The organism is Arthrospira sp. PCC 8006 (genome assembly GCF_046480465.1).
Taxonomy (GTDB): Bacteria; Cyanobacteriota; Cyanobacteriia; order Cyanobacteriales; family Microcoleaceae; genus Limnospira; species Limnospira platensis.
This window is the reverse complement of sequence record NZ_PKGG01000018.1, coordinates 1-26,102: the sequence shown is the minus strand read 5'-3', so window position 1 is coordinate 26,102 and position 26,102 is coordinate 1. Positions and strand designations below refer to the sequence as shown.

Below are 26,102 nucleotides of genomic sequence, written 5' to 3'. Positions count from 1 at the left end.
GGCAGGTTTTTCAGAGTGGCATCAAGACTGATAGACTGGTAGTTAACCCGGGATATGAGGAAACATTGACATGGAAAGTGTTGCATACATATTAGTTTTGACGCTGGCTCTCGGCGTGTTGTTCTTTGCCATTGCCTTCCGGGAACCCCCCCGCATTGGTAAATAACCCGCCAACAGCATAGGATTTTCTGATTCCAATTGGGTTGTAAGGGGTATGCTTCTTAGAACCCGATTGGATATGGCTTTCGTAAATCAATCAGCATCCATGGCAAAATCTGAGTTTAAAGGACGTATATTATGCAATGTCCCGTTTGCCAACATACCAGTACCCGTGTGTTAGAATCGCGATGGGCTGAATCACTGAAAAGCATCCGGCGACGGCGGGAATGTCTCAATTGTAAACACCGTTTTACCACTTATGAACGCATCGAGTTGGTTCCTTTAACGGTGATTAAGCGTGACGGACGGCGAGAATCTTTCGATGGTTCCAAATTGTTACGGGGTTTAGTTCGTGCCTGCGAAAAAACTGGCATCGCTTCTTCTGAACTAGAAACTATGATCGAAGACATAGAAGCAGAACTCCAACAGCGTGCCACCCGCGAGGTTTCCAGCCCAGAAATTAGTGAGCTTGTACTCGATCGCCTCAAACCCATAAGTGAAGTGGCTTATATTCGCTTCGCCTCAGTTTACCGGGAATTCCAGGGAATACAAGATTTTATAGCATCCCTGACCGATTGGGAACCGACACCCGCAGTCATTCCAGAAACTTCTGACGAACATCTACCCACTGAAAGCAACCACCCCACCCCTAGCCCAGTCATGAGCTAGGCTCCTCCCAGGTATACCTAAGGAAGGCAAGATAGCCCATCCCTAAAGTCAGAGTTTGATGATGTCATCCGCCCAACTCTGGGGATAATCTTACCACAAATATGCTGGAGTGAACAGCAATGGGGAGTATTTTTGTTGCTACCCTTGATGAGGATGATAATTTTGGCGACAGTGTTCGCCGTATTAGTCCCGATCATGTACTTTTGAGTTGAACAGATTTATCTGTTAAGGCAGGTCGGATGTCTTAGTTGTGCTCCACAACAGCAGATCTAGCCTATCAAACATCATAACAATTGCCAGGCAACCAATGACAAGGGATAAACGAGGACAGAAAATCGCTATTTTCGATAGTGGTGTGGGTGGTTTAACGGTTTTGAGGGAATTGTATCGGCAACTTCCCAATGAATCGATTTTGTATTTTGCGGATACGGCGCGACTACCTTACGGGACGCGATCGCCTGAAGAGATTGTGCAATTTGTCCGCGAAATTATTACTTGGGCAGTGGCTCAGGATGTTAAAATGGTGCTGATGGCTTGTAACACCAGTTCTGCCTTGGCTTTAGAAGTAGTTAGGTCTGAGTTTGACATACCGATTTTAGGCTTAATTTTACCGGGAGCCAGGGCTGCTATCAGCCAAGGTGAGCGGATCGGGGTAATTGCTACCCCAGCCACCGCCGCCAGCAATGCCTATCGTCAGGCGATTCAAGAAATCAACCCGGCTGTACAGGTTTGGCAGGTTGGTTGTCCGGCTTTTGTTCCGCTGATTGAACAAAATCGCATTCATGATCCTTGTACATTAGAGGCGGCGCGAGAATATTTAACCCCTTTGATACAACAGCGCATAGATACGCTCATCTATGGTTGCACCCACTATCCCCACTTAGCCCCAGTGTTGCGATCGCTATTACCGGCTGCGGTGAAATTAGTTGATCCAGCAGTGCATTTAGTGGAAGCAGTCGCCCAGGAATTAGAATTACTAGGACTACGCCATGGCGACCTACCGCGACCGACCCGTTTTTGTGTGAGTGGCTGTGCCGAACAGTTTGCTAATCTGTCGGTACAATGGCTAGGATATACTCCGGCTGTGGAGTCGATTACTTTACCAACCCTGACCTCTGGGACTGTGGAAACAGCAGTTTCAGTTAGCGATGGCATAATTAGTTAGACATTCCCCCCCACTGGGGGGGTTTTGAGTCTTTTAATTGTCGTTAAACTTGCGGAATGCTAGGGTGATGTTATGACCCCCAAAACCGAAGGAGTTAGATAAAGCCACGTCCACAGTTTGGCTGCGGCTGTGGTTAGGAACATAATCTAAATCACATTCAGGATCGGGATTTTCCAGGTTAATGGTAGGGGGAATGTGGTCATGGGCGATCGCCAATACCGCCGCCACTGCTTCAATACCCCCAGAACCTCCTAACAGGTGTCCGGTCATAGATTTAGTCGAACTAACCGCCACTTTATAGGCGTGTTCACCCAAAGCCGTTTTAATGGCTGCAGTTTCCGTCGGATCATTAGCGGGGGTGCTGGTTCCGTGAGCGTTAATATAGCTAATCTGATCAGGAGTTAATCCAGCATCTTTCATAGCCAAAGCGATCGCCTTAGCCGCTCCGACACCTCCGGGAACCGGGGAAGTCATATGATAAGCGTCGCAAGTCATACCATAGCCGACAATTTCGCCATAAATGCGAGCGCCGCGACTCAGGGCATACTCCAACTCTTCCAAAACAAGTATTCCGGTACCTTCACCCATAACAAAGCCATCTCGTCCCACATCAAAAGGACGACAGGCATGGAGTGGGTCATCATTGCGAGTAGACAGGGCTCGTGCCGCCGCAAACCCTGCCACCGACAGGGGAGTTACAGCCGCTTCTGTACCGCCACATATCATCGCCTGAGCGTATCCTCGTTGAATTAGTCTAAAAGCATCTCCCACCGCATTAGACCCGGCTGCACAGGCCGTTACGGGGCAGCTATTAGGTCCTTTAGCGCCCGTATGTATAGCAGTGAGTCCAGCCGCCATGTTAGCGATCATCATGGGAATCATAAACGGGCTGCATCGGTCTGGGCCACGAGTTAAATAAACTTCCTGCTGATCCTCAAGAACTTTGAGTCCCCCAATGCCTGTACCAATCATGATTCCCACCTGGTCTGCATTCAGGTCATCAATTACTAATTCCGCATCAGCGATCGCCTGTTTACTCGCCGCCACTGCAAATTGAGCAAACCGATCCATGCGCTTGGCTTCTTTGCGCGAAATGTAGTCACAGGGATCAAATCCTTTCACCTCTCCAGCAATGCGACAATCATGGCGTGACGCATCGAATAAAGTGATCGGGCCGATTCCATTTCGCCCAGCTAACAACCCCTCCCAATACTCAGTAATCGTATTACCAATGGGAGTAATTGCTCCGAGACCTGTAACAACAACGCGCTTGCGGTTCATATCAGTCATGACTTTTCTATCAGAAGTTAACCACCCAGAATGCAGAACACAGGCAAATCCTCCTAGGCGGAGGCTGTTACCTTACTATTAATAAAACTCACCGCGTCTTGGACTGTGGTAATTTTTTCGGCTTCTTCGTCCGGGATCTCGATATCGAATTCCTCTTCCAATGCCATTACCAGTTCTACTGTATCTAACGAGTCTGCGCCCAAGTCATTGACAAAATTCGCTTCTGGTGTTACCTGTGCCGAATCAACTTCTAGTTGTTCGGCGACAATTTTCTTAACTGTTTCAAATGTATCTGAACTCATGGAATGTTTCCTCTATAGGATGCCGCGTATTCCATATTATCGGAAAGCGTAATCCCCGCGATCATCATTTTCTAATTTTGTGGTAGATTCTGCTCCTGGGGCTGAGGCAACCTTTATGGTTTCTTTAGGTCTGCGATCGCTCCCTAGGGTAGATGATAGATTAACAGTGGGTGATTAGCCCGCAGTCATTTCATAAAAATATTGCTATGTCATCTTCCGTCACACTCAGATATGCCTATTTTCCCGGTTGTGTCGCTCAAGGGGCTTGTCGGGAACTCTATGACTCAACCCAAGTCCTCACCCAAGCCCTGGGAATTGAATTAGTCGAGCTAAAAAAAGCCTCCTGTTGCGGTTCTGGGACTTTTAAAGAAGATTCTCAACTACTGGAGGATACTGTTAACGCCCGAAATATTGCCCTAGCCGAGGAGCTGAACTTACCTCTACTGACTCACTGTAGCACCTGTCAGGGCGTGATTGGTCGGGTTGATGAACGCCTCAAAGACTATCAGAATAATGATCCGGCTTATCTCGAAAAAGTTAACCAACTTCTGCAAAAAGAAAGCTGCACCCCCTACAAAGGCGCAACCGAGGTTAAACACTTATTATGGGCTTTGGTGGCTGATTATGGTTTAGCCGAAATTGAGCGCCGGGTGACTAAGAAGTTATCCGGTTTAAAATGTGCCGCTTTCTATGGCTGCTATCTCTTACGCGCCCAACATCAATTGATTTATGATGATCCTCATCAACCCGAGTCTATGGAAAATGTGTTTCGGGCGCTGGGGGCTACACCGATTTATTATCGGGGACGGACTCAGTGCTGTGGTTGGCCGATTTCTAGTTATGCTACCAATGAATCTTTCCAAATGGCTGGTAATCATATCGAAGAGGCGATCGCTGCTGGGGCTGATTGTATGGTAACACCCTGTCCTCTGTGTCATCTTAACCTAGACTCACGCCAACCGGAAATCGCTAAATATCTAGGGCGCGCGTTCAATTTACCCGTCCTCCACCTTCCCCAAATCATTGCCCTAGCCCTAGGTATCAGCCCCAAAGCCCTCGGTTTAGACAACCACATTGTCTCCACCACCCCCGTATTAGAGAAGATCATGAACAGTTGACAATTGATAATTCTGCCTCCCCCTAACGATAGGTGTGGTGAGGGGTAGTTTCTCCGGTGGTAGCGAGAAATTAACCAACTTCCCCCTTCCCTATTAGGTCCGCAAAATATTACAGAGTTTAAAGTTTTGTCGCCTTGTGTATCCTGAAAGGCAAACACTAAGCTAAAGTGATCGAAGATATACGATAATCCTGCTTTGAGCAAACCGTTTAATCTGCATCTATATGTAGATACGCGGCAAACCTGATATCTTTGGGAGAACTTATTCAATGTCTCATTCCGTCAAAATTTACGATACCTGTATTGGTTGCACCCAGTGTGTTCGCGCTTGTCCCTTGGATGTGCTAGAAATGGTACCCTGGGATGGCTGTAAAGCTGGTCAAATTGCTTCCTCTCCCCGTACCGAAGACTGCATCGGTTGTAAGCGGTGTGAGACTGCTTGTCCTACTGACTTCCTCAGCGTTCGGGTTTACCTCGGTGCTGAAACTACCCGCAGTATGGGTCTGGCTTACTAAAGTTGTTCCAATGGCAGTTACCCAAATCCTTTTGGGGTTCAAACTGCCTCCGCACCGTTTCACGGATTCATCATAAATGTCGGGCAGAATACCCCATCCTTCTCACAATTGAGGGGGGGGGATAAATGCCCGACTAATATACTAAATTCGATATAAACATATACAAAACTTCACTTTTTAGATGTAGGTTGGGTGTAGCGCAGCGAAACCCAACAAGAAGTCTGTCCGGTGGAGGTGTAGGTTGGGTGTAGGGCAGCGAAACCCAACAAGAAGTCTGTCCGGTGGAGGTGTAGGTTGGGTGTAGGGCAGCGAAACCCAACAAGAAGTCTGTCCGGTGGAGGTGTAGGTTGGGTGTAGGGCAGCGAAACCCAACAAGAAGTCTGTCCGGTGGAGGTGTAGGTTGGGTGTAGGGCAGCGAAACCCAACAAGAAGTCTGTCCGGTGGAGGTGTAGGTTGGGTGTAGGGCAGCGAAACCCAACAAGAAGTCTGTCCGGTGGAGGTGTAGGTTGGGTGTAGGGCAGCGAAACCCAACAAAGGCAGTTGTAGGTTGGGTGTAGGGCAGCGAAACCCAACAAAGGCAGTTGTAGGTTGGGTGTAGGGCAGCGAAACCCAACAAAGGCAGTTGTAGGTTGGGTGGAGTGAAACGCAACCCCAAAATAGGGGTTTGTATTTAGGTTGAACGAGAGTAGAACCCAACGGGTCGGTTAAGCTATTCAGACACCAACTGAAATTATGGAATATCGAAGAGCTAAAATAGAAGGTGGCACATACTTTTTTACGGTCGTAACAGACAAGAGGCGAAAGTTTTTGTGCTTTCCGGAAAATATCTTATTGTTAAGACAGGCTTTCCGAGAAGTGATGGCGGAATATCCTTTCGATATAAATGCCTGCGTTATATTACCGAACCATATACACTGCTTATGGACTTTACCAGAAGGCGATCGCGATTTTTCTAATCGGTGGCGTTTGCTGAAAAACTATTTTAGCAGAAAATGCGATCGCCAATATCACGGTCAAATTTCGGCATCCCAACAACAGAAAAAAGAGAAAGCCATTTGGCAACGTCGTTTTTGGGAACATTGCATTGTGGATGAAACCGATTTTATTAATCATGTTGAATACATTCATTATAACCCCGTTAAGCATGGTTTGGTAAAAGCCCCAAAGGATTGGCAATATTCGAGTTTTTTAAAGTATGTTCGTCAGGGTATTTACGATATTAATTGGGGTGCAGAAACCGACATTGTATTTGATGAGAATGTCGGACGGGAATAACCGGGAATGAATTTTATTTAGTACGGGTTCCTTGTTGGGTTCCGCTGGGGCTTCACCCAACCCAACAGTTCCTTGTTGGGTTCCGCTGACGCTTCACCCAACCTACGGGTTCAATAAGTAGGTTGGGTGCAACCCAACAGTTCCTTGTTGGGTTCCGCTGACGCTTCACCCAACCTACGGGTTCAATAAGTAGGTTGGGTGCAACCCAACAGTTCCTTGTTGGGTTCCGCTGACGCTTCACCCAACCTACGGGTTCAATAAGTAGGTTGGGTGCAACCCAACAGTTCCTTGTTGGGTTCCGCTGACGCTTTACCCAACCTACGGGTTCAATAAGTAGGTTGGGTGCAACCCAACAGTTCCTTGTTGGGTTCCGCTGACGCTTTACCCAACCTACGGGTTCAATAAGTAGGTTGGGTGCAACCCAACAGTTCCTTGTTGGGTTCCGCTGACGCTTTACCCAACCTACGGGTTCAATGAGTAGTTCAATAAGTAGGTTGGGTGCAACCCAACAGTTCCTTGTTGGGTTCCGCTGACGCTTCACCCAACCTACGGGTTCAATAAGTAGGTTGGGTGCAACCCAACAGTTCCTTGTTGGGTTCTGCTGACGCTTCACCCAACCTACGGGTTCAATAAGTAGGTTGGGTGCAACCCAACAGTTCCTTGTTGGGTTCCGCTGACGCTTCACCCAACCTACGGGTTCAATAAGTAGGTTGGGTGCAACCCAACAGTTCCTTGTTGGGTTCCGCTGACGCTTTACCCAACCTACGGGTTCAATGAGTAGTTCAATAAGTAGGTTGGGTGCAACCCAACAGTTCCTTGTTGGGTTCCGCTGACGCTTCACCCAACCTACGGGTTCAATGAGTAGTTCAATAAGTAGGTTGGGTGCAACCCAACAGTTCCTTGTTGGGTTCCGCTGACGCTTCACCCAACCTACGGGTTCAATGAGTAGTTCAATGAGTAGGTTGGGTGCAACCCAACAGTTCCTTGTTGGGTTCCGCTGACGCTTCACCCAACCTACGGGTTCAATGAGTAGTTCAATGAGTAGGTTGGGTGCAACCCAACAGTTCCTTGTTGGGTTCCGCTGACGCTTCACCCAACCTACGGGTTCTCCAACAATTATGCTATAATTACCCGGAACCCCATTGATCTAAGTTTGAGGAGTACCAAATACTAATGTGTGGAATTGTTGGTTATATCGGCACTCAAACCGCTACAGATGTTCTCATGTCTGGGCTGGAAAAACTGGAGTATCGGGGTTATGACTCGGCTGGACTCGCTACGGTCTGGGAAGGTAAAATTAATTATATTCGGGCTAAGGGTAAACTCTATAATCTACGCGATAAGTTAAGTCAGGTGGAAATGCCTGCCCAAATTGGTATTGGTCACACCCGCTGGGCTACCCATGGGAAACCAGAAGAATATAACGCTCACCCACAATTAGACCCCCATGGACGGGTGGCGGTGGTTCAAAATGGCATTATTGAAAATTATCGGGAACTGCGGGAAGAGTTGAAGGGAAAGGGATATGAGTTTAAATCTGATACGGATACGGAGGTAATTCCTCATCTGATTTCTGAGTTTTTATCACATCTATCTAAGCCGGAAACGGGTTCCCCTTCGGTTTTTTTTGAGGCGGTGCGTCTCGCGGTTAAGCGTTTGGATGGGGCTTTTGCGATCGCTGTTTTATGTGCAGACTATCCCAATGAGTTAATTGTCGCCCGCCAACAAGCACCCCTTTCTATTGGCTTAGGAMAAGGAGAATTTTTCTGCGCTTCTGATACTCCCGCTTTAGTTCCCTATACCCAAGCTGTTCTCAGTTTAGATAACGGCGAAATGGCTCGGTTGACTCCTTTGGGGGTTGAGGTTTACAGTTTTGAGGGTAAACGTCTTAATAAAAAGCCCCGTATTCTTAACTGGAGTCCGACTCTGGTAGAAAAGCAAGTCTTTAAGCATTTTATGCTCAAAGAAATCCACGAACAACCAGGGGTGGTGCGAGACTGTCTCAATGCCTATATTCATGATGATTGGCAGGTTCCTGAGCCTAGCAAAACCTCCAAATCTCCCAGTGTTAATAGTGGTGATTCTCCGATTAATTTGAACCTCCCTAATGCTTTATGTGAGGGTGTGGAACAGGTGCAAATATTGGCTTGTGGTACAAGTTGGCACGCTAGTTTGGTGGGGAAATATCTATTAGAACAGTTGGCGGATTTACCAACAACTGTGCAATATGCTTCTGAGGCTCGTTATTCCCCCATTCCACTGCGACCTAATACCATGACTATTGGGGTTACTCAGTCGGGAGAAACTGCTGATACTTTGGCGGCGTTGGCTATGGAACAGCAACGCAGAATCAATGCTGGGGCGGCGTTTGCTCCCCGTTTATTAGGCATTACTAATCGCCCGGAAAGTTCTTTAGGTCAAATGGTTCCACATTTGATTGATACCAGGGCGGGTATTGAAATTGGGGTGGCGGCTACTAAAACTTTTTTGGCTCAATTAATAGCCTTTTATTTGTTGGCTTTGGATTTGGCTTGGCGACGGCAGACTTTATCAATACCTCGCATTCAGGAAATTATTAAAGGTTTGCGACAAATTCCTTCTCAAATTGAGTTGATTCTGGGCAATCATGAACAGGATATTGGGGAACTTTCCCATGATTTTAGTGATACTCAGGATTTTATTTTCTTGGGTCGGGGAATTAATTTTCCCATCGCGTTGGAGGGTGCTTTAAAACTCAAGGAAATCAGCTACATTCACGCGGAAGGATATCCGGCGGGAGAGATGAAACACGGTCCGATCGCTCTTTTGGATGATAAGGTTCCGGTAGTGGCGATCGCTATGCCTGGTATGGTTTATGAAAAGGTGATTTCTAATGCTCAGGAAGCTAAAGCCAGGGATGCTAGATTAATTGGAGTCACACCTAAAACCAGCGGGGAGTCAGCCGAGATTTTTGATGATTTATTATCAGTGCCGGAAGTGGATGAGTTATTATCACCCATTCTCACAGTTATTCCCCTGCAATTGTTAGCTTACCACATAGCGGCACGACGGGGCTTAGATGTAGACCAACCTCGCAACCTCGCTAAGTCGGTGACAGTGGAATAATAGATAACGATTTATGGTAAAATTAACCGATAGCAGCCTGTGAGTTAGATTCAAATAAAATCGCTTGTTGAATTTGCCAGGGTTGGCAGTTATAATCATCAGCAATATCCTCGATAGAGTCCCCGGCATCAAAAAGTTGAGTGACAATTTTGGTGGGAATGCCTGTTCCGGTGATGGTAGGTTTACCAAAGGAAATATTAGGATCTATGATTAAGACTTTATCCCGGAAGTTGTGGCTATGATCGTTGATCATAGGGAAGAGTCTGGAGGCGATGTCTTGTTCATCCCATTCTATGCGAGTTAACAGATTATTTAAGACCTGTTTCATGGCTAATTGTCCCGAACGGGAGGCATTAATTAGCCGTTCAAATTGTTCGATAAAAATGTCAACCCCATCGGTGCTAAATTGTTTTTGAACAAGGGGATGTTCTGTTTTAAATTGTTCGCTTATGTAGTCGAGGGCGAGTCTAACTTGACGAAGGGGGACGTTATGAACGGTGCGAATGACTCTGAGGACGTGAGCTTCAACTAGGTTGGTAAAGGAGAGTTGGGAAATATTCGGTTGAGGGCGTTGGATGAGGGGTAAGAAGTCTTGATCTCCTTTTTGGGTGGGGTAGCTGCGTCCATTGACCCATGTTTTGAGGGTAGGTAGGGGGATATGAAGATAGCGGGCAGTATCGGCTATCGTGTAAATAGGAACATGATAGAGATTTTGTTGAGTTAGCAGGGATGATGTTTTAACCATCGGTTGTGGGTATATTGCGGATTAGCGAAAATAGCAGGCTTGGCTAGAGTGACCATATTTTGAGATGATAGCGAATGGGTGAGGTAGGGAAGTGTACGCCGTTGGGGTTAACTGTTCTTTTGCAGATAAGCCCTAAATTCGGCGGGTGGTAGAGGTTTACTAAATAGATATCCCTGACCATAATCACATCCTTGATTACAGAGAAAGTCGAGTTGGGCGGTGGTTTCAATGCCTTCTGCTACCACGACTAAGCCTAACCCATGAGCCATAGTAATCATGGTTTTGACTAGGGCGATCGCATCTTGATCATCAGGAAGGTCGGAAATAAATGATTTATCAATTTTCAAGACACTAAAAGGAAATCGCTTCAGATAACTGAGGGAGGAATAACCTGTGCCAAAATCATCGATCGCCAAACGAATTTTCAGGCTATGCAGTTGTTTAATTAAACTTTGCACTCCGGGAACTTCTGCCACTAGGGAACGTTCGGTTATTTCTAACTCTAAGCAATCACTACTCAGACCATTATTAGCGATCGCCTCTATAATCACATTCACCAGATTAGGAGTTCGTAACTGACGGGGAGACATATTCACCGCCACCCATAACCCGCTGTTTCCCTGTTGATGCCAAATAGCCACCTCTTGACAGGCTTGTGATAAGATCCACTCTCCCAAATCTACAATTAACCGACTTTCTTCAGCAATAGCAATAAACTGGTCAGGTCTAATATTTCCTAGTTCCGGATTATACCAACGCATCAAAGCCTCAGCCCCAACAATTTGAGCAGTAGCCAGATTAATAAAAGGCTGATACACCACAGATAGTTCATCTCTGTTTATGGCATGACGAAGGTGATTTTCAATGATAATGCGACTTTGAGCCTCATCATTCATATTTTGGGTAAAAAATGCGAAAACATTACGACCTTCCTGCTTGGCTGCATACATACCCGTATCTGCATTTCTCACTAATGTACTGGCATTATTGCCATCTTGGGGATAACTAGCAATGCCAATACTGGCTGATATAAATGCTTCTTCACCGCACAAATTAAAGGGTTCACCCAATACACCTAAGACCTGAGTAGCAATATACTCAGCCTGTATCAGGTCATCTAAGTTGGGGATAATCACTAAAAACTCATCACCACCAAGTCGCCCTACTGTATCAGTTGTGCGGAGACATCCTTTCAATCTCATCCCCGCTTCTTTTAACAAAAAATCTCCCAATTCATGACCTAGGGTATCGTTAATATTTTTAAAGTGATCTAGGTCAATAAACATCACCGCTACGTTACTATGATTAGCTTGAGCCTGGATAATTGCTTGTCGCAGTCTTTCAAAAATTAAAGTCCGGTTCGGTAGGTCTGTGAGAGCATCATAGTTGGCTTGATGGGCTAAAATTTCCTCATTATGTTTCTGTTGAGTAATATCTTCTTTAACTCCGATAAAGTGGGTAATATAACCTTCCTCATCTCGCATCGGACATATAGAAGCGTGTTCCCAGAAGAGTTCTCCGTTTTTTCTCTTATTGTGAAACTCCCCAGACCACTGCTTACCTGATGTAATCTGTTTCCATAACACATCATATTCTGGTTCTGTGGTGTAGCCAGATTTAAGGATGCGAGGATTTTGACCCATTACCTCTGCTGCTTTATATCCGGTGATTTCTTCAAATTTGGGGTTCACATACTGAATATCCCCCTCGGAGTCCGTAATCACAATGGAGACGGGACTTTGATCGCAAGCGCGGGAAAACATTTTCAGTTGATCTTCGGTTTTTTTGAAGTCGGTAATATCTGTTAATGATGCTAGATAGGCTGTTTCCTGTTCCCAAGAAATTTCTACTACTCGCATACGGACGATTTTTAGCTTACCATCATGTCTGAAGATTTCTAATTCGGTTGATTCTTTAGTCACTAAGGGAATACCTATCATTTCCCCTTCGAGTTCCCTGGCTTGGCGACCGAATAAAGCCTCGGCGGCGGGGTTAATGAATAGGGCGCGCCCTTCACAGTCTACTACTACTAAACCGTTGGTGCTGGTGCTGATGATGGTTCTCAGACGGGCTTCGCTTTCCCTTAGCGCGGCTTCCGCTGTGATGGAAGGGTTAGCGATTTGGTGACTGTCTATCTCTTGGATAATGCTGGTGATATGGGTGATTTTATTATGACGATCGCTCACTGGAGTCGATTGTTGGCTCACCCAGTGCATAGAACTATCTGGTTGTATAATTCGATAGTTCAATCTGTAATTCTGTTGAGTAAATAAAGATTGGCTATAGGTTTGCACCCAACTATATAGATCATCTATATAAATGTGGTTCAAAAAATCTTCAAAATTTATTGATACATTCTGCGGATTTTCCCCTAAAATATGATATAATTGATCCGATATAATCATTTCTCCGGTGTTCATATTTAAACACCAACTTCCGGTTTTGGTCAGGGCTTGAACTTCCTCTAGGTGCTGCTGCTGTAGCTGCTGTCGTTCGGCTTTCCGGTGACGCAGGGTAATATCTTCACAGATGGCGATCGCTCTTAAATCCCCCCAGTCTTGACTATCCATTGGGTAGAGTTTCAGGCAAAACCATTGGGTGATATCATCTTTGGCGATCGCAATTTCTTCGACTATTTCTGATTGATTAGTAGCAGCTTGAGGCGATCGCTTTCTCAGCCAGGTGTCAATTTCTGAGGGTATTTCCGAATTGACCACTAAGGTTTCATGGGCTTTCCTATTGCCAAAAATAACTTGATGTTCTTGATTAAGTACGAGGATGGGGATATTAATAGCATTAAAAATTCTCTGGATTTCGCTGGCTTTAATATGATTAATATTTTCGTGGAGACTCCCATCAAAATATTGGTCAATAATAGTCTGATATTTACGCTGTTTTTCTTGGGCGAAAATTTGCCGGTCAAAGGCTGTAAAGAAATCCCCGACTACTTGGGCAAATAGCTGTTCCTGTTCGACTCTAAATTCTCCTAACTTAATCAGATTTAAATAGCATTGTCTATATTGTTGGAGAGTTTCCACCATTTCGGCGGCGGAGATATCCGTATTGGCTTCCGGTGACAGAGCGATCGCACTTATTCCCCCCAGCGCCTGTAAATGTTCTTCCATATCAGAAACTAAATATTCTGGGGTGAGACCTGCAGTCATCTCAATTAATAGTAGGGAAATGCGGGAAGTTAAACCCTGCACGGAGCGTAAATGAGTTATAATTGATGGTTTAGTCGTCTGACCCAAACACTGGAGTAACTGCATTACCATCCATTCTTGGTGGCTAACAATCAGTCTGTGTAGGGGTTCCACTAAACTCGCTCCTAATTGTCCTGAAGCGATCGCATAACGTCCGTGCTGAGGAATTGATGTTTTCATAAGTTCATACTTAAAGCTAATTTTATCCCATCTCCAATCCTTCCTAAAATCCAGAATTTTTAATCATAAAATCCCTCCCGATATATACTTATTAAGCCCTAGCAGTAATACTGATTGTCCTAAGTTTGGCTTGAATAATCAGTGATCCCTATCTACCCCAAGACAATATATATCTGGTCAATGGCCAGATACTGCTTCCAAATCAGTAGACCTGACATAGCATTCATTTCCATCTTATCTTATTTTGATAACAGTTAGAATTTCCAGCAAATGGACTCCCTAAAGCCTAGTTGATGCTTTGGCTGGGGCTAAAATTTAATAAAAATTTAACAGTGCTTAATATTTATTCATATAGCCTTTCGGATTAACCTAGGCTACAGCCACTCACCCCAAACCCCTCACCCAAAAAGGAAGAGGGGTTTTAGACTGTGCTGGACAGAGCGGAAATCTGCTATATATCATGTAAGGGCGATCGCTCCCCAGTCCCTCCGCAGTCTTAGGATGATTTGACAATTATCATATCAAAAAAAGCCCACCTCTCTCTGTAGTCGAGGGGTAGGGAGAGGGGAGAGGGGAGAGGGGCAGATTTTCCTAAAACTGCTATAGTGAAGTGTAAAATCACTAAATCTGTGCGATGTCTATAGCTAGTCAGGAATTATCCCAGACATCAAAACCTCTGAACTTAGAGGAAATAGCCACCGTCGCCGCCAACAGTAACCTATGTACTTGGGACGACCTAGATCAATCTGTCCGTGCTAACCTCGAAGCTGCGATCGCCCCCGGTTCAGCTATTCAATGCGTTCTGTATCCCCCCACTCAGGAGGAATTAGCTGCAATAACCGCCTATGCGGCACAGCACCAGTTAGGAATTTTACCCTTTGGGAAAGGTAGCAAAATTACCTGGGGAAACCCGGTCAAAAACCCCTCTATTGCTATTAGTACCCAGAACATGAATCGCTTAGTTGAACACGCAGTGGGAGACCTAACGGTAACGGTAGAAGCGGGAATGGGATATGGGGAACTTCAGCAAATTCTGGCTAAACAGGGACAATTCCTAGCTTTTGACCCCTGCTATCAGGATGATGCTACTATTGGCGGAATTATTGCTACTGGAGATAGTGGTTCTCTGCGTCATCGATATCGGGGTATCCGCGATCTGCTGCTGGGAATTTCTTTTGTCCGGTCTGATGGTAAAATTGCTAAAGCTGGGGGTCGGGTAGTTAAAAATGTGGCGGGTTATGACTTGATGAAGTTGCTAACGGGTTCCGTCGGAACTTTGGGCATTATTACTCAAGTTACCCTGCGTTTATATCCCTGTTTAGAAGCATCAAATACTGTCGTGTTAACAGGAGATTCAGATGCGATCGCTACTGGTTTTAAAACTATCTTAGCCTCGGCTTTGACTCCGGTGGCTATGGATTTAATGTCGCCGCAATTAGTCGATCGCCTGTCTGGGGTAGAATCGATGGGTTTGGCTGTCAGATTTCAAAGTATCCGGGAAAGTGTCGAACTACAAAGCGATCGCTTGGTAGAATTAGCCAATCAACTTCATTTAAACTCAACTATTATCAGAGAAAATGACGGGGATTTTTGGCAGCAATTAAAACAGCACATTTGGCAAGGTTCCCATAGCGATCGCATCATCTGTAAAGTCGGCATCACTCCCACCGAGGCGGCGACAACTTTGGCGAAATGTCAAACTCCCGCCGTCATTCATGGTAGCAGTGGGTTGGGATTCATCCGATTTGATCAGACTCAACCAGATAGGTTGCAAAATCTGCGGCAGTGGTGTAATAATCAAGGTGGTTTCCTGTCGGTTTTAGAAGCACCATTAGCCATTAAACAACAAATAGAAGTTTGGGGATACAGGGGAAATGCCTTAGACCTCATGGCTAAGATTAAGCAGCAATTTGACCCCCAAAATATTCTGAATTATCAGCGATTTATTGCTGGTCTTTAAATGCTCGATTGTTCGGCGAATTAACTCCGTAGTTTAATCATAAATACCATTAAGATGCAAACTTTTGATCAGTCCTCCGAGACCAATTTAAATCAAATTCCCGCCAAAGAAAGCAACTTTTTAGACCAAAACCCCCACCTAGAACCCTCGGCAAATTTTCCGGGATTTGACCAGAATAATCCGCCGCCGCCAGACTTAATTAATACCTGTGTTCATTGTGGGTTTTGTTTAGCCACCTGTCCTAGTTATCGGGTAATAGGTAAAGAAATGGACTCCCCCAGGGGTAGAATTTACCTGATGGATGCTATTAATAAGGGAGAAGCACCCCTTGCTAAAGCCACCAGCGAACATTTTGATAGCTGCTTGGGTTGTTTAGCCTGCGTCACCACCTGTCCTTCTGGGGTTCAATATGACCGACTCATCGCCGCCACCCGTCCCCAGGTGGAAAGAAATGTTCCCCGAAATTTAGGCGATCGCTTAATTCGCACATTGATTTTCAGCTTATTTCCCTATCCCGACCGTCTGCGTCCCCTGTTAGTTCCCCTGTATTTATATCAAAAATTAGGGATTAAAAACCTCGTGCGGTCTACGGGATTATTACCGAAAATCTCCCCCCGACTGGCGGCGATGGAATCAATTTTGCCGGAAATTAACTCTAGTGCTTTTCAGGACAATTTACCCACAGTCATTCCCGCACAAGGGGAAAAACGCTATCGAGTCGGGATGATTTTAGGTTGTGTACAAAGGCTATTTTTCTCCCCGGTAAATGAAGCCACCGCTAGGGTATTAACAGCTAATGGTTGCGAGGTGATTATCCCTAAATCCCAAGGCTGTTGTGCCGCACTTCCTGAACACCAAGGACAAACTGAACAATCCCATGTTTTGATTAAACAAATGATTGATAGTTTTGCTGACACTGGGGTTGATGCTATTATTATTAATGCCGCCGGTTGTGGTCATACTTTAAAAGAATATGGTCACATTATGAGGGATGATCCCGAATATCGAGACAAGGCGAAAGAATTTGCAGGTAAAGTCCGCGATGTACAGGAGTTTTTAGCGGAAGTGGGGTTAACGGCGCATTTATCTCCTTTGGTGGAAGGGGAAGATTTAACTATTGTATATCAGGATGCTTGTCACCTGTTACACGGACAAAAAATTAGCATTCAACCGAGGGAGTTATTAACCCAAATTCCTGGGGTAAAATTGCGAGAACCTGTCGATGCGGCTTTGTGTTGCGGTAGCGCGGGGGTTTATAATATGTTACAGCCAGAAGTGGCGGATGAGTTAGGACAGCAAAAGGTACAAAATCTGCTGAATACTGGGGCGACTGTAATTGCTTCGGCTAACCCAGGGTGTTCTTTGCAAATTAAGAAGCATCTGGAATTACAAGGAAAGCAGGTTACTCTCAAGCATCCTATGGAGTTGTTAGATGATTCGATTCGAGGGGTGAAAATTTAATTCTGAGATTAGGAAAACCTAATTAACACAGGTGCGTCAGTTCAGAATTATCCGGTTCTTATTTATTTTTATCGGTCTGACGCACCCTACAGGGGGTGAAAATTTAATTCTGAGATTAGGAAAACCTAATTAACACAGGTGCGTCAGTTCAGAATTATCCGGTTCTTATTTATTTTTATCGGTCTGACGCACCCTACAATTATCAATTATCAGGTGGGACGCAGAAGACGATCGCTTATGGATTTTTCATGGTTTCCACAAAGTCTTCCACCGAGTTGAGATGATGCTGAAGCTGTTTGACTAGGGGTGGGATGGCTTCGAGGTTTTGTTGGGTGGCGAGGTTTTCTAACTCCTGAGATATGGCGGGAATGTGGAAGACACCAGAATTGGCGCTAGACCCTTTGAGGGCGTGTGCTTGCTGTTTAATGTCGGCAAAATTTGAGGTATTAATCGCTTTATTGATGGTGTCAATTCGTTGTTGTGCTTGATTAATAAAGGTTGTTAAGAGACGATATTTATACTCGGTTTTTCCCTTAAATAACTTATTGAGGCGATCGCTATCAACGGGACAATCAACCGGACTATCTAAAAGTCGGTGATCATGGGCTTTGGTGGGTGTTTGATTTCGGATTTCCAGACAAACGGGAACCCAACGATTAATCAAGTTTACTAAAGCCTGTAAATCAATAGGTTTAGTGATGTAGTCATCCATTCCCGCTTCTATACAGCGATCGCGATCGGAAGGCATTACACTAGCAGTTAAAGCGATAATAATAGGAGGTCGTTGGGAGTTTTGGCGACGGCGAATTCTGGCGGTAGTTTCATAACCATCTAAAATCGGCATCTGACAATCCATTAAAATTAAATCATAATGCTGTGTTTCCAAATGTTGTAAAACTGCTTCTCCGTCGCACACAGCATCAGCGGTATAACCTAATTGTTGCAGTTGAGTCAAAACCACTTCCTGATTAACTAAGTCATCCTCAGCTAGGAGAATTTTTAGAGGTATAAAAGCCTTCAGCTTATCCTCAAAGGTGGGGAGATGACAAGATGGTGGTGTGGGAGTTTTGGGAAAGGACGATCGCATCAATATATCATCCCAAGATTGTTCAAGGCGATCGTCTAAATTAGGGATATCAAGTTGGAGGGAATTGGCGAAACTTCGCAGCAATCGTAGGGGGGCGATCGGCTTGACTAGATATACAAAATTCCCTAAATTTAAAACCTGTTCGGCGCGATTACGCTGACTAATACCACTCATTAAGATTAACCGAGTTTGGGAATCACTAGAGGTTTTATAAAGCTGTCCTAGTAATTTAGCACCATCGCGGTCTAGCAACTCCAAATCCATGAGAATCAGATGATATGGGGAACCTTCAGCCTGTTGATGATGCCATTTATCTAAGGCGATTTTAGCGGTCTCTGCTGCATCGACTTGTATACCCCATGGCTGAGTTATGCAGCTAACTGACTGCCTAACTAAACTACTTTTATCAACTACCAATAACTTCAGATTTTCTAATTCTTTTGGCGCGGTAATTTCTGACAATTCCGATGGCAAAAAATTGGCAGTAAACCAGAAAATAGAACCGTCTCCTTCTTGACTATTAACCCCGATTTCACCCCCCATTAAATTCACCAAGTGCTGACAGATTGATAAACCTAATCCCGTGCCACTATATTGACGATTGGTGGCGGAACTAGCGGGCGAAAAAGGCTGAAATAATTGGGGTTGAAGTTCATCAGAAATCCCCAGACCTGTATCTTCTATGGAAAAGTAAATATTAATCTGATCTTGATTAATTAATCGGGGAGTAAGTCTGATAATAATATGACCGGATTGGGTAAATTTAATCGCATTATTTACCAAGTTAATGAGAACCTGTTGTAAACGCATCCCATCACCTTTTAAATATCTGGGAATATTCGGTTCCAACAAAATAATTAGTTCTAGTTGTTTATCCTCAGCTTTCACCGACAAAAGATCCACAACGGTTTCTAGGCAATCTTGTAAATCAAAGTCATGGGATTCTAGGTGAGTTTCTCCGGCTTCTAGTTTGGATAAATCCAGAATTTCGTTAATGACGGTTAATAGATGTTTGGCACGACGATAAATGGTTGGGGTGTAATCTTTTTGTTGGGGTGTGAGATGAGTTTGCATTAATAATTCAACCATCCCCAAAACTCCACTCATGGGGGTGCGAATTTCATGACTCATTTGCGCTAAAAATCGAGACTTGAATTGAACGGCATCTAAAGCAGCGTTGCGAGTTTCGACTAGATTATTTAAGGGGATAATCACTAAAATGATTCCGCCAACTTCTCCAGAATTACGATACCAAGGTCCCACAGTCCAACCATGATAAATCAGAGAACCATCCTCACGAATCCAGGAATCCTCTAAAGCCGACACTTTTTCGCCGCGCAAGGCTTTTTGATGGGCTAACTTCCAGTCATTTTTGCAGTCAGGAAATACATCATAATGACTTAAACCAATTAATGAGTACATCTGGGGCTTTAAATGCTGAATCCATCCCTCTGAATAAGCCAGGTATCGCATTTCTGGATCAAACATGGCGATGGGTAGGGGAAGGTAGGATATCAATTTTTGTAGTCGTTCACATTCTAATTCTTCCTGACATGAACCATCTGGACTACAGGCTACGGCTTCCCCGGTGACGATCGCACCTAAAATATCCCCGCAATAATTACGCCAAGGAACTATTTTGAAATGAACTTGCTGTTGTCGTCGGTCACTACCCAATAGGATATGATGCACATGAACTGGCTGTTGCGTGGCGATCGCTTCGAGATAGCGGAATTTAATCCCATCACGCACTGATTCTGGTAAACATAGCATCCAATAATTGCGATCTATGACTTCTTCGCGTCGATAGCCGGAAATTTCCTCGGCGGCATGATTCCACTCGACAATCTTGCCCTCTAAAGATAGTACAATTACAATACAACCCATCTGCTGTAGGAAAGACGGCGATCGCTTGATAGTGTCTCTTCTTTCGGGGCTTTCGGGTTTTCGCCATTTCACTAAGGTTAAACTGGCGACCATACTAATCATGGCGCTAACACTAAGGGTAAGGACTAACGGATCGGGGGTTGGGTGGAGTTGGAAGAAACATTGACTGACGCACTCTTTAGCGGTTAGGGTTGATCCATAGTAGGTAGCCCTGTAGGGTGGGTCAGAGGCGGTAAATGCCAAGAATAACCTGATAATTCCCCTCTGAGCGACCTTTTCGGCTTGATTGATAGTGATGCCACGATATAATCTAGCTATAGGCTGTAACATAAGTTCAAGATTAACATAGTCGAGGTTAAACTGGGACACTAGATCGTCTCCCCAGCCACAAGGCGAAAATTAAGGCGGAAAATTCAAGTTTTCCACCGGGGGACATTTGGCTAAACTTGCTGTTTGTGTTGCGGGTTTTGGGGCGGAAAGCTCCATTGGTCCGTCCGTGAATTGTAGGGACGGGTTCACAAATAACCTGCTGGAAATAGTCGCCCGTAGGAACCCTTACTTACTAGGAATCCCCGCCCCTTTAGACTGGGGAGGATGTCAATATGGAGAGGATTTGATGAATCAGTATCAACACTTTCTGAAAATTAAGACCCAGGGGAAATCTCTGGCTAAAATTACCCGTTATATTCAGGAAGCTGTGGAAAAATCTCAGATCCAAACGGGTCTTTGTACGGTTTTTATCCGCCATACTTCTGCTAGTCTCATTATCCAGGAAAATGCAGATCCTGATGTGTTAGAAGACCTGGAAAATTTCCTATCTAAATTAGTGCCAGAAGGAGATTACTACATCCACAGCGCGGAAGGACCCGACGATATGCCTGCCCATATTCGTAGTGTTTTAACTAATACATCTGAACAAATCCCCATCTCCCAAGGACGGCTAGTATTAGGAACTTGGCAAGGGCTATATCTGTGGGAACATCGCCGCCGTGGCTCCTATCGAGAACTGGTGGTTCATATTACGGGAAATTAGTCAATATCTGATTAATTAACAACTGTTAAATCATAATGGAGAGCGACTATGAAAATTGAATTTTTGCCTGATAAGGTGACTGTGGAAGCTGAACCAGGAGAACCTATATTAGAAGTGGCTAATCGGGCGGGAGTTTCAATCCCGACGGGGTGTTTAATGGGTTCGTGTCACGCCTGCGAGGTGGAATTAGATGATGGAGAAATTATCTGCTCTTGTATTAGTTCGGTACCAGCGGGAAAGGAAAAAATGACTATTAATCTCTATTGTGATCCGGCTTGGTAGAAGGTGAGTTAAGCTGTCGGATAATGATGGCGATCGCCCCTAAACCCAGTAACCCTAATAAGCCGGCTAAGGGGTTGCCATCAATGCCAGTTAACCAGGGGGGAACTGTTCCTAAATTAGTGGTTAATTCCCCCACATTTATGATATAATAAGCACCAACTAAACCGCCGTGTAAGCCGATAGCTAATCCCAAAGAACCGTGAGGATTATTAGGGGTGCGAGTGGCATCTTTTGCCCAAACTAAAATTATCCCTAATAGCAATAAACCGGGAAATTGTAACCAGGTTCGCACAATTTCTTCCCAAGGTTTGATAAAGTGGAGTAGGGCGAATATAACACTACTCACCCACAGAGATTTTACCGGGGAATAATCCCGCCGTAGTTCCTCTAGTAACCAACCTCTAAACAACAATTCCTCAGCAAAGCCTATCCCCAAAGATACCAATAAACTCTCCATGAGAATGAGCGGGAAATTAGCGGGGAAAGGTTCCCACCTTAGCCAGCCCAACCAAGTGGCGATCGCAAATATTCCCAGAACCCCAACCCAACCCCAGCCTAAACCAATTAACAAACCCTCACCGCTGCGGCGACTAATTTCCAGACCACAAACCCGCAAATAACGAGGCTGACCATAAACGGATTTTCCCCACCATTGCAGTAAAATCAAAAACTGGCAATATAGCAAAACTAAGGTAATGATACTCACCCAATTGGGGTCGCCCCCTAGCCAATAAATGGGAATAGCCAGGGGAAGCCAAATTAGCAGCAATAGAATCACAAACAGCCCCAACCGAACCGGGACAGGGCGGCGGACTAGGTTAGATAGATTAAACAATTAAACAAGCGATCGCGCGTTGCAGTTGAAATCATGCTCCATCAGAGCAGTCTACCACTATTCGTCAGGCTCTATGGTACTGGTCAAGCCATGATTTTTTAAAGTTTCACAATAAAACTCAGCGTGTTCGAGGGCGCAGGTAATCACCAAAGCCAACCCATTAGTGTGAGCCTCCATCATAATACTAACAGCTTGGGGTTGAGTCAGGCCGGGAACGGTACTCATAAGTACCTGCACCACATACTCCATGGGGTTATGGTCATCATTATGGAGCAGAACCCGATAGCGTGGCGCTAACTTTCGATTTGTAGAAGTCTTTTCTACGGTTTGGGTTGACACAGAACCATCTCCTCCGTTTACAAAGGTACAGTGATAGGGGAATTTATGGATACCAAAGCAGGCCAAAGCCATAATCAGACCATCAGGCTATTGAAGGCTGGCTAGACTCAGCCCAATTCCTGATCAAGTTGACAATAACTTAGCGAGGCGCTGCTAACCAATAGCTTAACAAGCCCCTCCCATTAAGTGCAACCCAGAAGCCACAACTCACCAGTCACAACTAGAATGGTTAATAATAAGACAGATAGATAACTCAAAACCATCATTCATGCAGAACAGTACATTACTCCTAACCAAAGAACTCCCTAACCTGACCTACTCCCCCCTATTAGACCGCTTTGATGACAGTTGGGAAGCACCCCTGTCTACCCTCCTAGGCTTGGGACGCGCTGCTGGGGCTGACCTGGTAGAATTTTTCCTAGAGCGCAATAATGTGATCAGTTGCTTGGCTGAAGATGACGGCATTACGGGGGTTTCCCCCAGTCTATCTTTAGGGGCGGGTATTCGGGTCTTTAAGGGGAATGCAGATTGTTATGTGAGTACCAATGATTTATCCTTTAGCGGCTTGCGTACAGCCCTAGAAAAAGCCTTGTCTATCATGGGTTTACAGCTTCCTGGAGCGGTGGGATTCGTTCCTTCGGTCAATTTGGAACTATTGCGGGATTACGCGACCTCTAAGGGCAAAGAAGGCTGGCTGGCTGAATGTAGTTCCATGCAAGAGATGGGGGATATCCTGTTGGCAGCTAACGCCCAACTACTCAAAAAGGCTAACCATGTTCAATCTCGGCGCGCGTCCTATTTCCGAGATTGGCAAGAGGTTCTGGTGGCCGCTAGTGATGGCACTTTTGCCCGGGATGTGCGATTGACTCAATCTCAGGTTTCGTTTATCCTATGTGCAGATGGCGAACATCGCTGTTCGATCAGTAAACGTGGCGGTAGTACCAGTCGCCCGGATGGGTTGCGAAGTTGGGACTATGAAACTGATGCGGAAGATATGGCAGAATCTGCGGGTAAAATGCTTTATGCGGATTATGTGGAGTCTGGCTATTATCCGGTGGTGATGGCTAACCGCTTCGGTGGGGTGATTTTCCACGAAGCCTGTGGGCATTTACTGGAAACTACCGCTATTGAAACAAAAACAACTCCTTTTGCTGATAAGAAGGGTGAGAAAATTGCCCACGAAAATCTGACGGCTTGGGATGAGGGTCTGTCGGAGCAGGCATTTGGCACTATCGATATGGATGATGAGGGAATGCCTGCCCAGCGTACTCTATTAATTGAAAATGGTATCCTGAAAAATTTTCTGTGCGATCGCGCTGGGGAAAGACGCACAGGAAATCCTAGAACCGGAAGCGGTCGCCGCCAAAACTACACATATTCACCAGCCAGCCGGATGCGTAATACTTATATTGCGCCGGGTGAGTATTCTGTTGATGACCTATTTGCATCAGTCGATCGCGGTTTGTACTGTAAAAAAATGGGTGGCGGTAGTGTCGGCGATACCGGAAAGTTTAACTTTGCGGTGGAGGAGGCTTATCTCATCGAAAATGGTAAACTTACTAAGCCTCTCAAAGGTGCAACTTTAATCGGTTACGCTACGGAAATTATGAACAATATTTCTATGTCTTCCCAGGATATCGGACTGGCGGCGGGGTTCTGCGGTTCGGTCAGCGGTAGCGTCTATGTGACGGTCGGACAACCTCATATTAAGGTTGATGGTATTACTGTGGGAGGAAGATAAATGGCGGGGTCGGGTTTTCGGGTGTGATCAATTTTTCGATCTTCCGTTAACCCGCCTTGATAAGGTTCTGGGAATTTAACTCTGAGTTCTTTGGTGAAACAGTAATTACAACAAAGCAGCGATTAATTAGATAGATGATGAATACTGACAGTTTGATTAGCCAAGTTAAAGATTCGGCGAGTAAATTGGGAATCAAAAAATTTGATGTGTTTGGTGCGACGGTAGAATCGAGTAGCGCTCAAGTTAATCAAGGGGTTCCTAAACAGGTGAAAGCCTCCCATCGTTCTAGTATTATGGTGAGGGTGTGGAATGGCGATCGCTCTTTGGGGGTGACTTCTACTAATGACACGACTCCCAAGGGTTTGGAGTTGGCTTTGCAAACGGCATCGGAAGCTAGTAACTTTGGGGCGAAAGAACATATCCCCGATTTTAGTCCTTTGGCTACTTCTCCGATACAAGAAATGGGCGATCGCACTGCGGAAGCTGCCCCTATGGATACCCTGTTAGAAACTTTACTGGAGGCGGAACAAAAGTTATTAAATAGCCATCCGGCAATTGTGGGAGTTCCCTATAATGGGTTGTCACAACGGGATTTAGTCCGGTTTTATGTGAACAGTGAGGGGGCTTTACGACAAGAACATCTTTCTTATGCCTCGATTTATCTATATAGCAAAACAGAAGAAGATGGTAAAAAGCCTCGCAGTGCGGGTGCTTACCGTTTGGGTCGCAGTTTGGAACAGTTGGATATTGAGGGATGCTTACAGGAAACCACGGCGAAAACTATCAGTCATCTGAATTATGAAAAGATGACATCGGGGCGCTATCTAGTGATGTTTTCCCCAGAGGCTTTTCTGAGTATGTTGGCGGCGTTTTCTAATATTTTTAATGCCCAGAGTGTGTTAGACCGCCAGAGTTTGTCTACTGTGGAATCAATTGGGACGGCGATCGCTTCTCCGATGTTATCGGTTAGTGATTACGAATTGCATCATAAAAATATCGCAGCGACTACCTTTGATAGTGAGGGAACACCGACGGGAGAAGTGCCGCTAATTAAGGAGGGTGTATTGACTAACTTTCTCCATAGTTCGATTACCGCCCGCCGCCTGAATGCTCAACCTACTGGGAATGGTAATATGGGGGCGAAAGTGTCGGTGAGTCCGAATTTCTTTTGTGTGGCTCCGGGAAGTGCTGAAAATGGCGGATCTTACAACATTGATACGGCTGATAATGTGATCTGGATTGATGAGTTGCACGCCCTCCATTCGGGAGTACAGTCTCTACAAGGCTCGTTTTCTTTACCCTTTGATGGTTGGATGATTAAAGGAGGCGATCGCATTAGTATTGAGTCCGCTACGGTGGCTGGAGATATTAAACAACTACTCAAGTCTATTGTCTGTGTGGAATCAGAAGTTAAACTCACAGATGGCGGCGTTTCTCCTCGGGTTTGGGTGGAAGGATTATCGATTACCGGGGAAGGATGATATTTACCCAATTTCCGGGGGAAATTTCGGCTCTAGTGGCGGCGTTATTTTGGGCGATCGCATCAGTGATTTATGCTAATGTCGGCACCCAAATTCCTCCCTTGGGTTTGAATCTGATTWAAGGCGGAATTGCGATCGGTCTATTATTGCTCACCATCACCCTCCAGTCGGGGGGTGAATTGCCCGAATTTTCCCCCTGGGTATTCGGCTTGCTTCCCCTCAGTGGCATTATCGGTATAGGTATCGGAGAMACCGCTTTTTTTAMMACCCT

At 45.3% G+C, this 26,102-nt stretch carries 21 protein-coding genes; 14 read left to right on the top strand and 7 right to left on the bottom strand.

The features are described from left to right. The first annotated feature begins 70 nt into the window (after nucleotides 1–70). From B9T16_RS05115 to murI, 3 genes are all read left to right on the top strand, one after another. Nucleotides 71–166, top strand: coding sequence for a photosystem II reaction center protein T (locus B9T16_RS05115; protein WP_006619121.1), 96 nt, complete (start codon nucleotides 71–73; stop codon nucleotides 164–166). A gap of 131 nt (nucleotides 167–297) precedes the next feature. After that, nucleotides 298–828 carry a transcriptional regulator NrdR gene (nrdR, locus tag B9T16_RS05110; protein ID WP_410244231.1) on the top strand — a complete coding sequence of 177 codons (531 nt, stop codon included), beginning with the start codon at nucleotides 298–300 and terminating at the stop codon, nucleotides 826–828. Between the two features lie 307 nt (nucleotides 829–1,135). Further along, complete coding sequence (gene murI, locus B9T16_RS05105) at nucleotides 1,136–1,993, top strand: glutamate racemase (RefSeq protein WP_006619119.1); 858 nt, start codon at nucleotides 1,136–1,138, stop codon at nucleotides 1,991–1,993. A gap of 33 nt (nucleotides 1,994–2,026) precedes the next feature. Here murI and fabF read toward each other — a convergent pair whose 3' ends face one another. Then, nucleotides 2,027–3,283 carry a beta-ketoacyl-ACP synthase II gene (fabF, locus tag B9T16_RS05100; protein ID WP_014277471.1) on the bottom strand — a complete coding sequence of 419 codons (1,257 nt, stop codon included), beginning with the start codon at nucleotides 3,281–3,283 and terminating at the stop codon, nucleotides 2,027–2,029. Between the two features lie 53 nt (nucleotides 3,284–3,336). Next, nucleotides 3,337–3,585, bottom strand: coding sequence for an acyl carrier protein (gene acpP, locus B9T16_RS05095; protein WP_006616274.1), 249 nt, complete (start codon nucleotides 3,583–3,585; stop codon nucleotides 3,337–3,339). A gap of 206 nt (nucleotides 3,586–3,791) precedes the next feature. Here acpP and B9T16_RS05090 point away from each other — a divergent pair, with 206 nt between their 5' ends. The 4 genes from B9T16_RS05090 to glmS all read left to right on the top strand — a co-directional run bounded on the left by B9T16_RS05090 (nucleotide 3,792) and on the right by glmS (nucleotide 9,597). Then, nucleotides 3,792–4,703, top strand: a complete 912-nt coding sequence (locus B9T16_RS05090) for a CoB--CoM heterodisulfide reductase iron-sulfur subunit B family protein (protein WP_410244230.1) — start codon at nucleotides 3,792–3,794, stop codon at nucleotides 4,701–4,703. 268 nt (nucleotides 4,704–4,971) lie between these two features. Continuing rightward, complete coding sequence (gene psaC, locus B9T16_RS05085; protein WP_006616272.1) at nucleotides 4,972–5,217, top strand: photosystem I iron-sulfur center protein PsaC; 246 nt, start codon at nucleotides 4,972–4,974, stop codon at nucleotides 5,215–5,217. 732 nt (nucleotides 5,218–5,949) lie between these two features. After that, entirely contained in the window at nucleotides 5,950–6,492 is a 543-nt protein-coding gene (locus tag B9T16_RS05080; protein ID WP_006615819.1) for an REP-associated tyrosine transposase, read from the top strand. A gap of 1,173 nt (nucleotides 6,493–7,665) precedes the next feature. Next, nucleotides 7,666–9,597: a glutamine--fructose-6-phosphate transaminase (isomerizing) gene (gene glmS / locus B9T16_RS05075; RefSeq protein WP_410244229.1), complete on the top strand. Its 1,932-nt coding sequence runs from the start codon at nucleotides 7,666–7,668 to the stop codon at nucleotides 9,595–9,597. Nucleotides 9,598–9,619: 22 nt separating this feature from the next. On the opposite strand, the gene B9T16_RS05070 is transcribed toward glmS, so the two are convergent. Together B9T16_RS05070 and B9T16_RS05065 are read right to left on the bottom strand one after the other, a co-directional pair. Continuing rightward, the gene (locus tag B9T16_RS05070) at nucleotides 9,620–10,342 is read right to left on the bottom strand and encodes a DUF433 domain-containing protein (RefSeq protein WP_317269157.1); all 723 of its coding nucleotides are present in this window, start codon (nucleotides 10,340–10,342) and stop codon (nucleotides 9,620–9,622) included. 107 nt (nucleotides 10,343–10,449) lie between these two features. Next, nucleotides 10,450–13,725: an EAL domain-containing protein gene (locus tag B9T16_RS05065; protein WP_410244228.1), complete on the bottom strand. Its 3,276-nt coding sequence runs from the start codon at nucleotides 13,723–13,725 to the stop codon at nucleotides 10,450–10,452. Nucleotides 13,726–14,359: 634 nt separating this feature from the next. Here B9T16_RS05065 and B9T16_RS05060 point away from each other — a divergent pair. Both B9T16_RS05060 and B9T16_RS05055 read left to right on the top strand, forming a co-directional pair. Continuing rightward, on the top strand, nucleotides 14,360–15,685 hold the full coding sequence (locus tag B9T16_RS05060) for an FAD-binding oxidoreductase (protein ID WP_410244227.1): 1,326 nt from the start codon (nucleotides 14,360–14,362) through the stop codon (nucleotides 15,683–15,685). Between the two features lie 54 nt (nucleotides 15,686–15,739). Next, on the top strand, nucleotides 15,740–17,146 hold the full coding sequence (locus tag B9T16_RS05055; RefSeq protein WP_006619682.1) for a (Fe-S)-binding protein: 1,407 nt from the start codon (nucleotides 15,740–15,742) through the stop codon (nucleotides 17,144–17,146). A gap of 235 nt (nucleotides 17,147–17,381) precedes the next feature. On the opposite strand, the gene B9T16_RS05050 is transcribed toward B9T16_RS05055, so the two are convergent. Further along, nucleotides 17,382–20,489 (bottom strand): response regulator, encoded by a 3,108-nt coding sequence (locus B9T16_RS05050; protein ID WP_006619681.1) that lies wholly within the window; start codon nucleotides 20,487–20,489, stop codon nucleotides 17,382–17,384. A 247-nt stretch (nucleotides 20,490–20,736) separates the two neighbouring features. Here B9T16_RS05050 and B9T16_RS05045 point away from each other — a divergent pair, with 247 nt between their 5' ends. After that, nucleotides 20,737–21,153 carry a secondary thiamine-phosphate synthase enzyme YjbQ gene (locus B9T16_RS05045; RefSeq protein ID WP_006619680.1) on the top strand — a complete coding sequence of 139 codons (417 nt, stop codon included), beginning with the start codon at nucleotides 20,737–20,739 and terminating at the stop codon, nucleotides 21,151–21,153. 48 nt (nucleotides 21,154–21,201) lie between these two features. Beyond that, nucleotides 21,202–21,435 carry a 2Fe-2S iron-sulfur cluster-binding protein gene (locus B9T16_RS05040; RefSeq protein WP_006619679.1) on the top strand — a complete coding sequence of 78 codons (234 nt, stop codon included), beginning with the start codon at nucleotides 21,202–21,204 and terminating at the stop codon, nucleotides 21,433–21,435. Here B9T16_RS05040 and B9T16_RS05035 read toward each other — a convergent pair. Together B9T16_RS05035 and clpS are read right to left on the bottom strand one after the other, a co-directional pair. Continuing rightward, complete coding sequence (locus B9T16_RS05035) at nucleotides 21,407–22,270, bottom strand: CPBP family intramembrane glutamic endopeptidase (protein ID WP_035735353.1); 864 nt, start codon at nucleotides 22,268–22,270, stop codon at nucleotides 21,407–21,409. The genes B9T16_RS05040 and B9T16_RS05035 overlap by 29 nt on opposite strands. A 57-nt stretch (nucleotides 22,271–22,327) precedes the next feature. Next, on the bottom strand, nucleotides 22,328–22,609 hold the full coding sequence (gene clpS / locus B9T16_RS05030; protein WP_006619677.1) for an ATP-dependent Clp protease adapter ClpS: 282 nt from the start codon (nucleotides 22,607–22,609) through the stop codon (nucleotides 22,328–22,330). 268 nt (nucleotides 22,610–22,877) lie between these two features. Between clpS and B9T16_RS05025 the strand changes: the two genes are divergently transcribed. The 3 genes from B9T16_RS05025 to B9T16_RS05015 form a co-directional block, all read left to right on the top strand. Continuing rightward, nucleotides 22,878–24,350, top strand: a complete 1,473-nt coding sequence (locus tag B9T16_RS05025; RefSeq protein ID WP_006619676.1) for a TldD/PmbA family protein — start codon at nucleotides 22,878–22,880, stop codon at nucleotides 24,348–24,350. A gap of 134 nt (nucleotides 24,351–24,484) precedes the next feature. Beyond that, nucleotides 24,485–25,831, top strand: a complete 1,347-nt coding sequence (locus tag B9T16_RS05020; RefSeq protein ID WP_014277444.1) for a TldD/PmbA family protein — start codon at nucleotides 24,485–24,487, stop codon at nucleotides 25,829–25,831. Then, the coding region (locus B9T16_RS05015; protein ID WP_410244226.1) for an EamA family transporter at nucleotides 25,828–26,102 on the top strand (275 nt) is incomplete at its 3' end. The genes B9T16_RS05020 and B9T16_RS05015, both read left to right, overlap by 4 nt.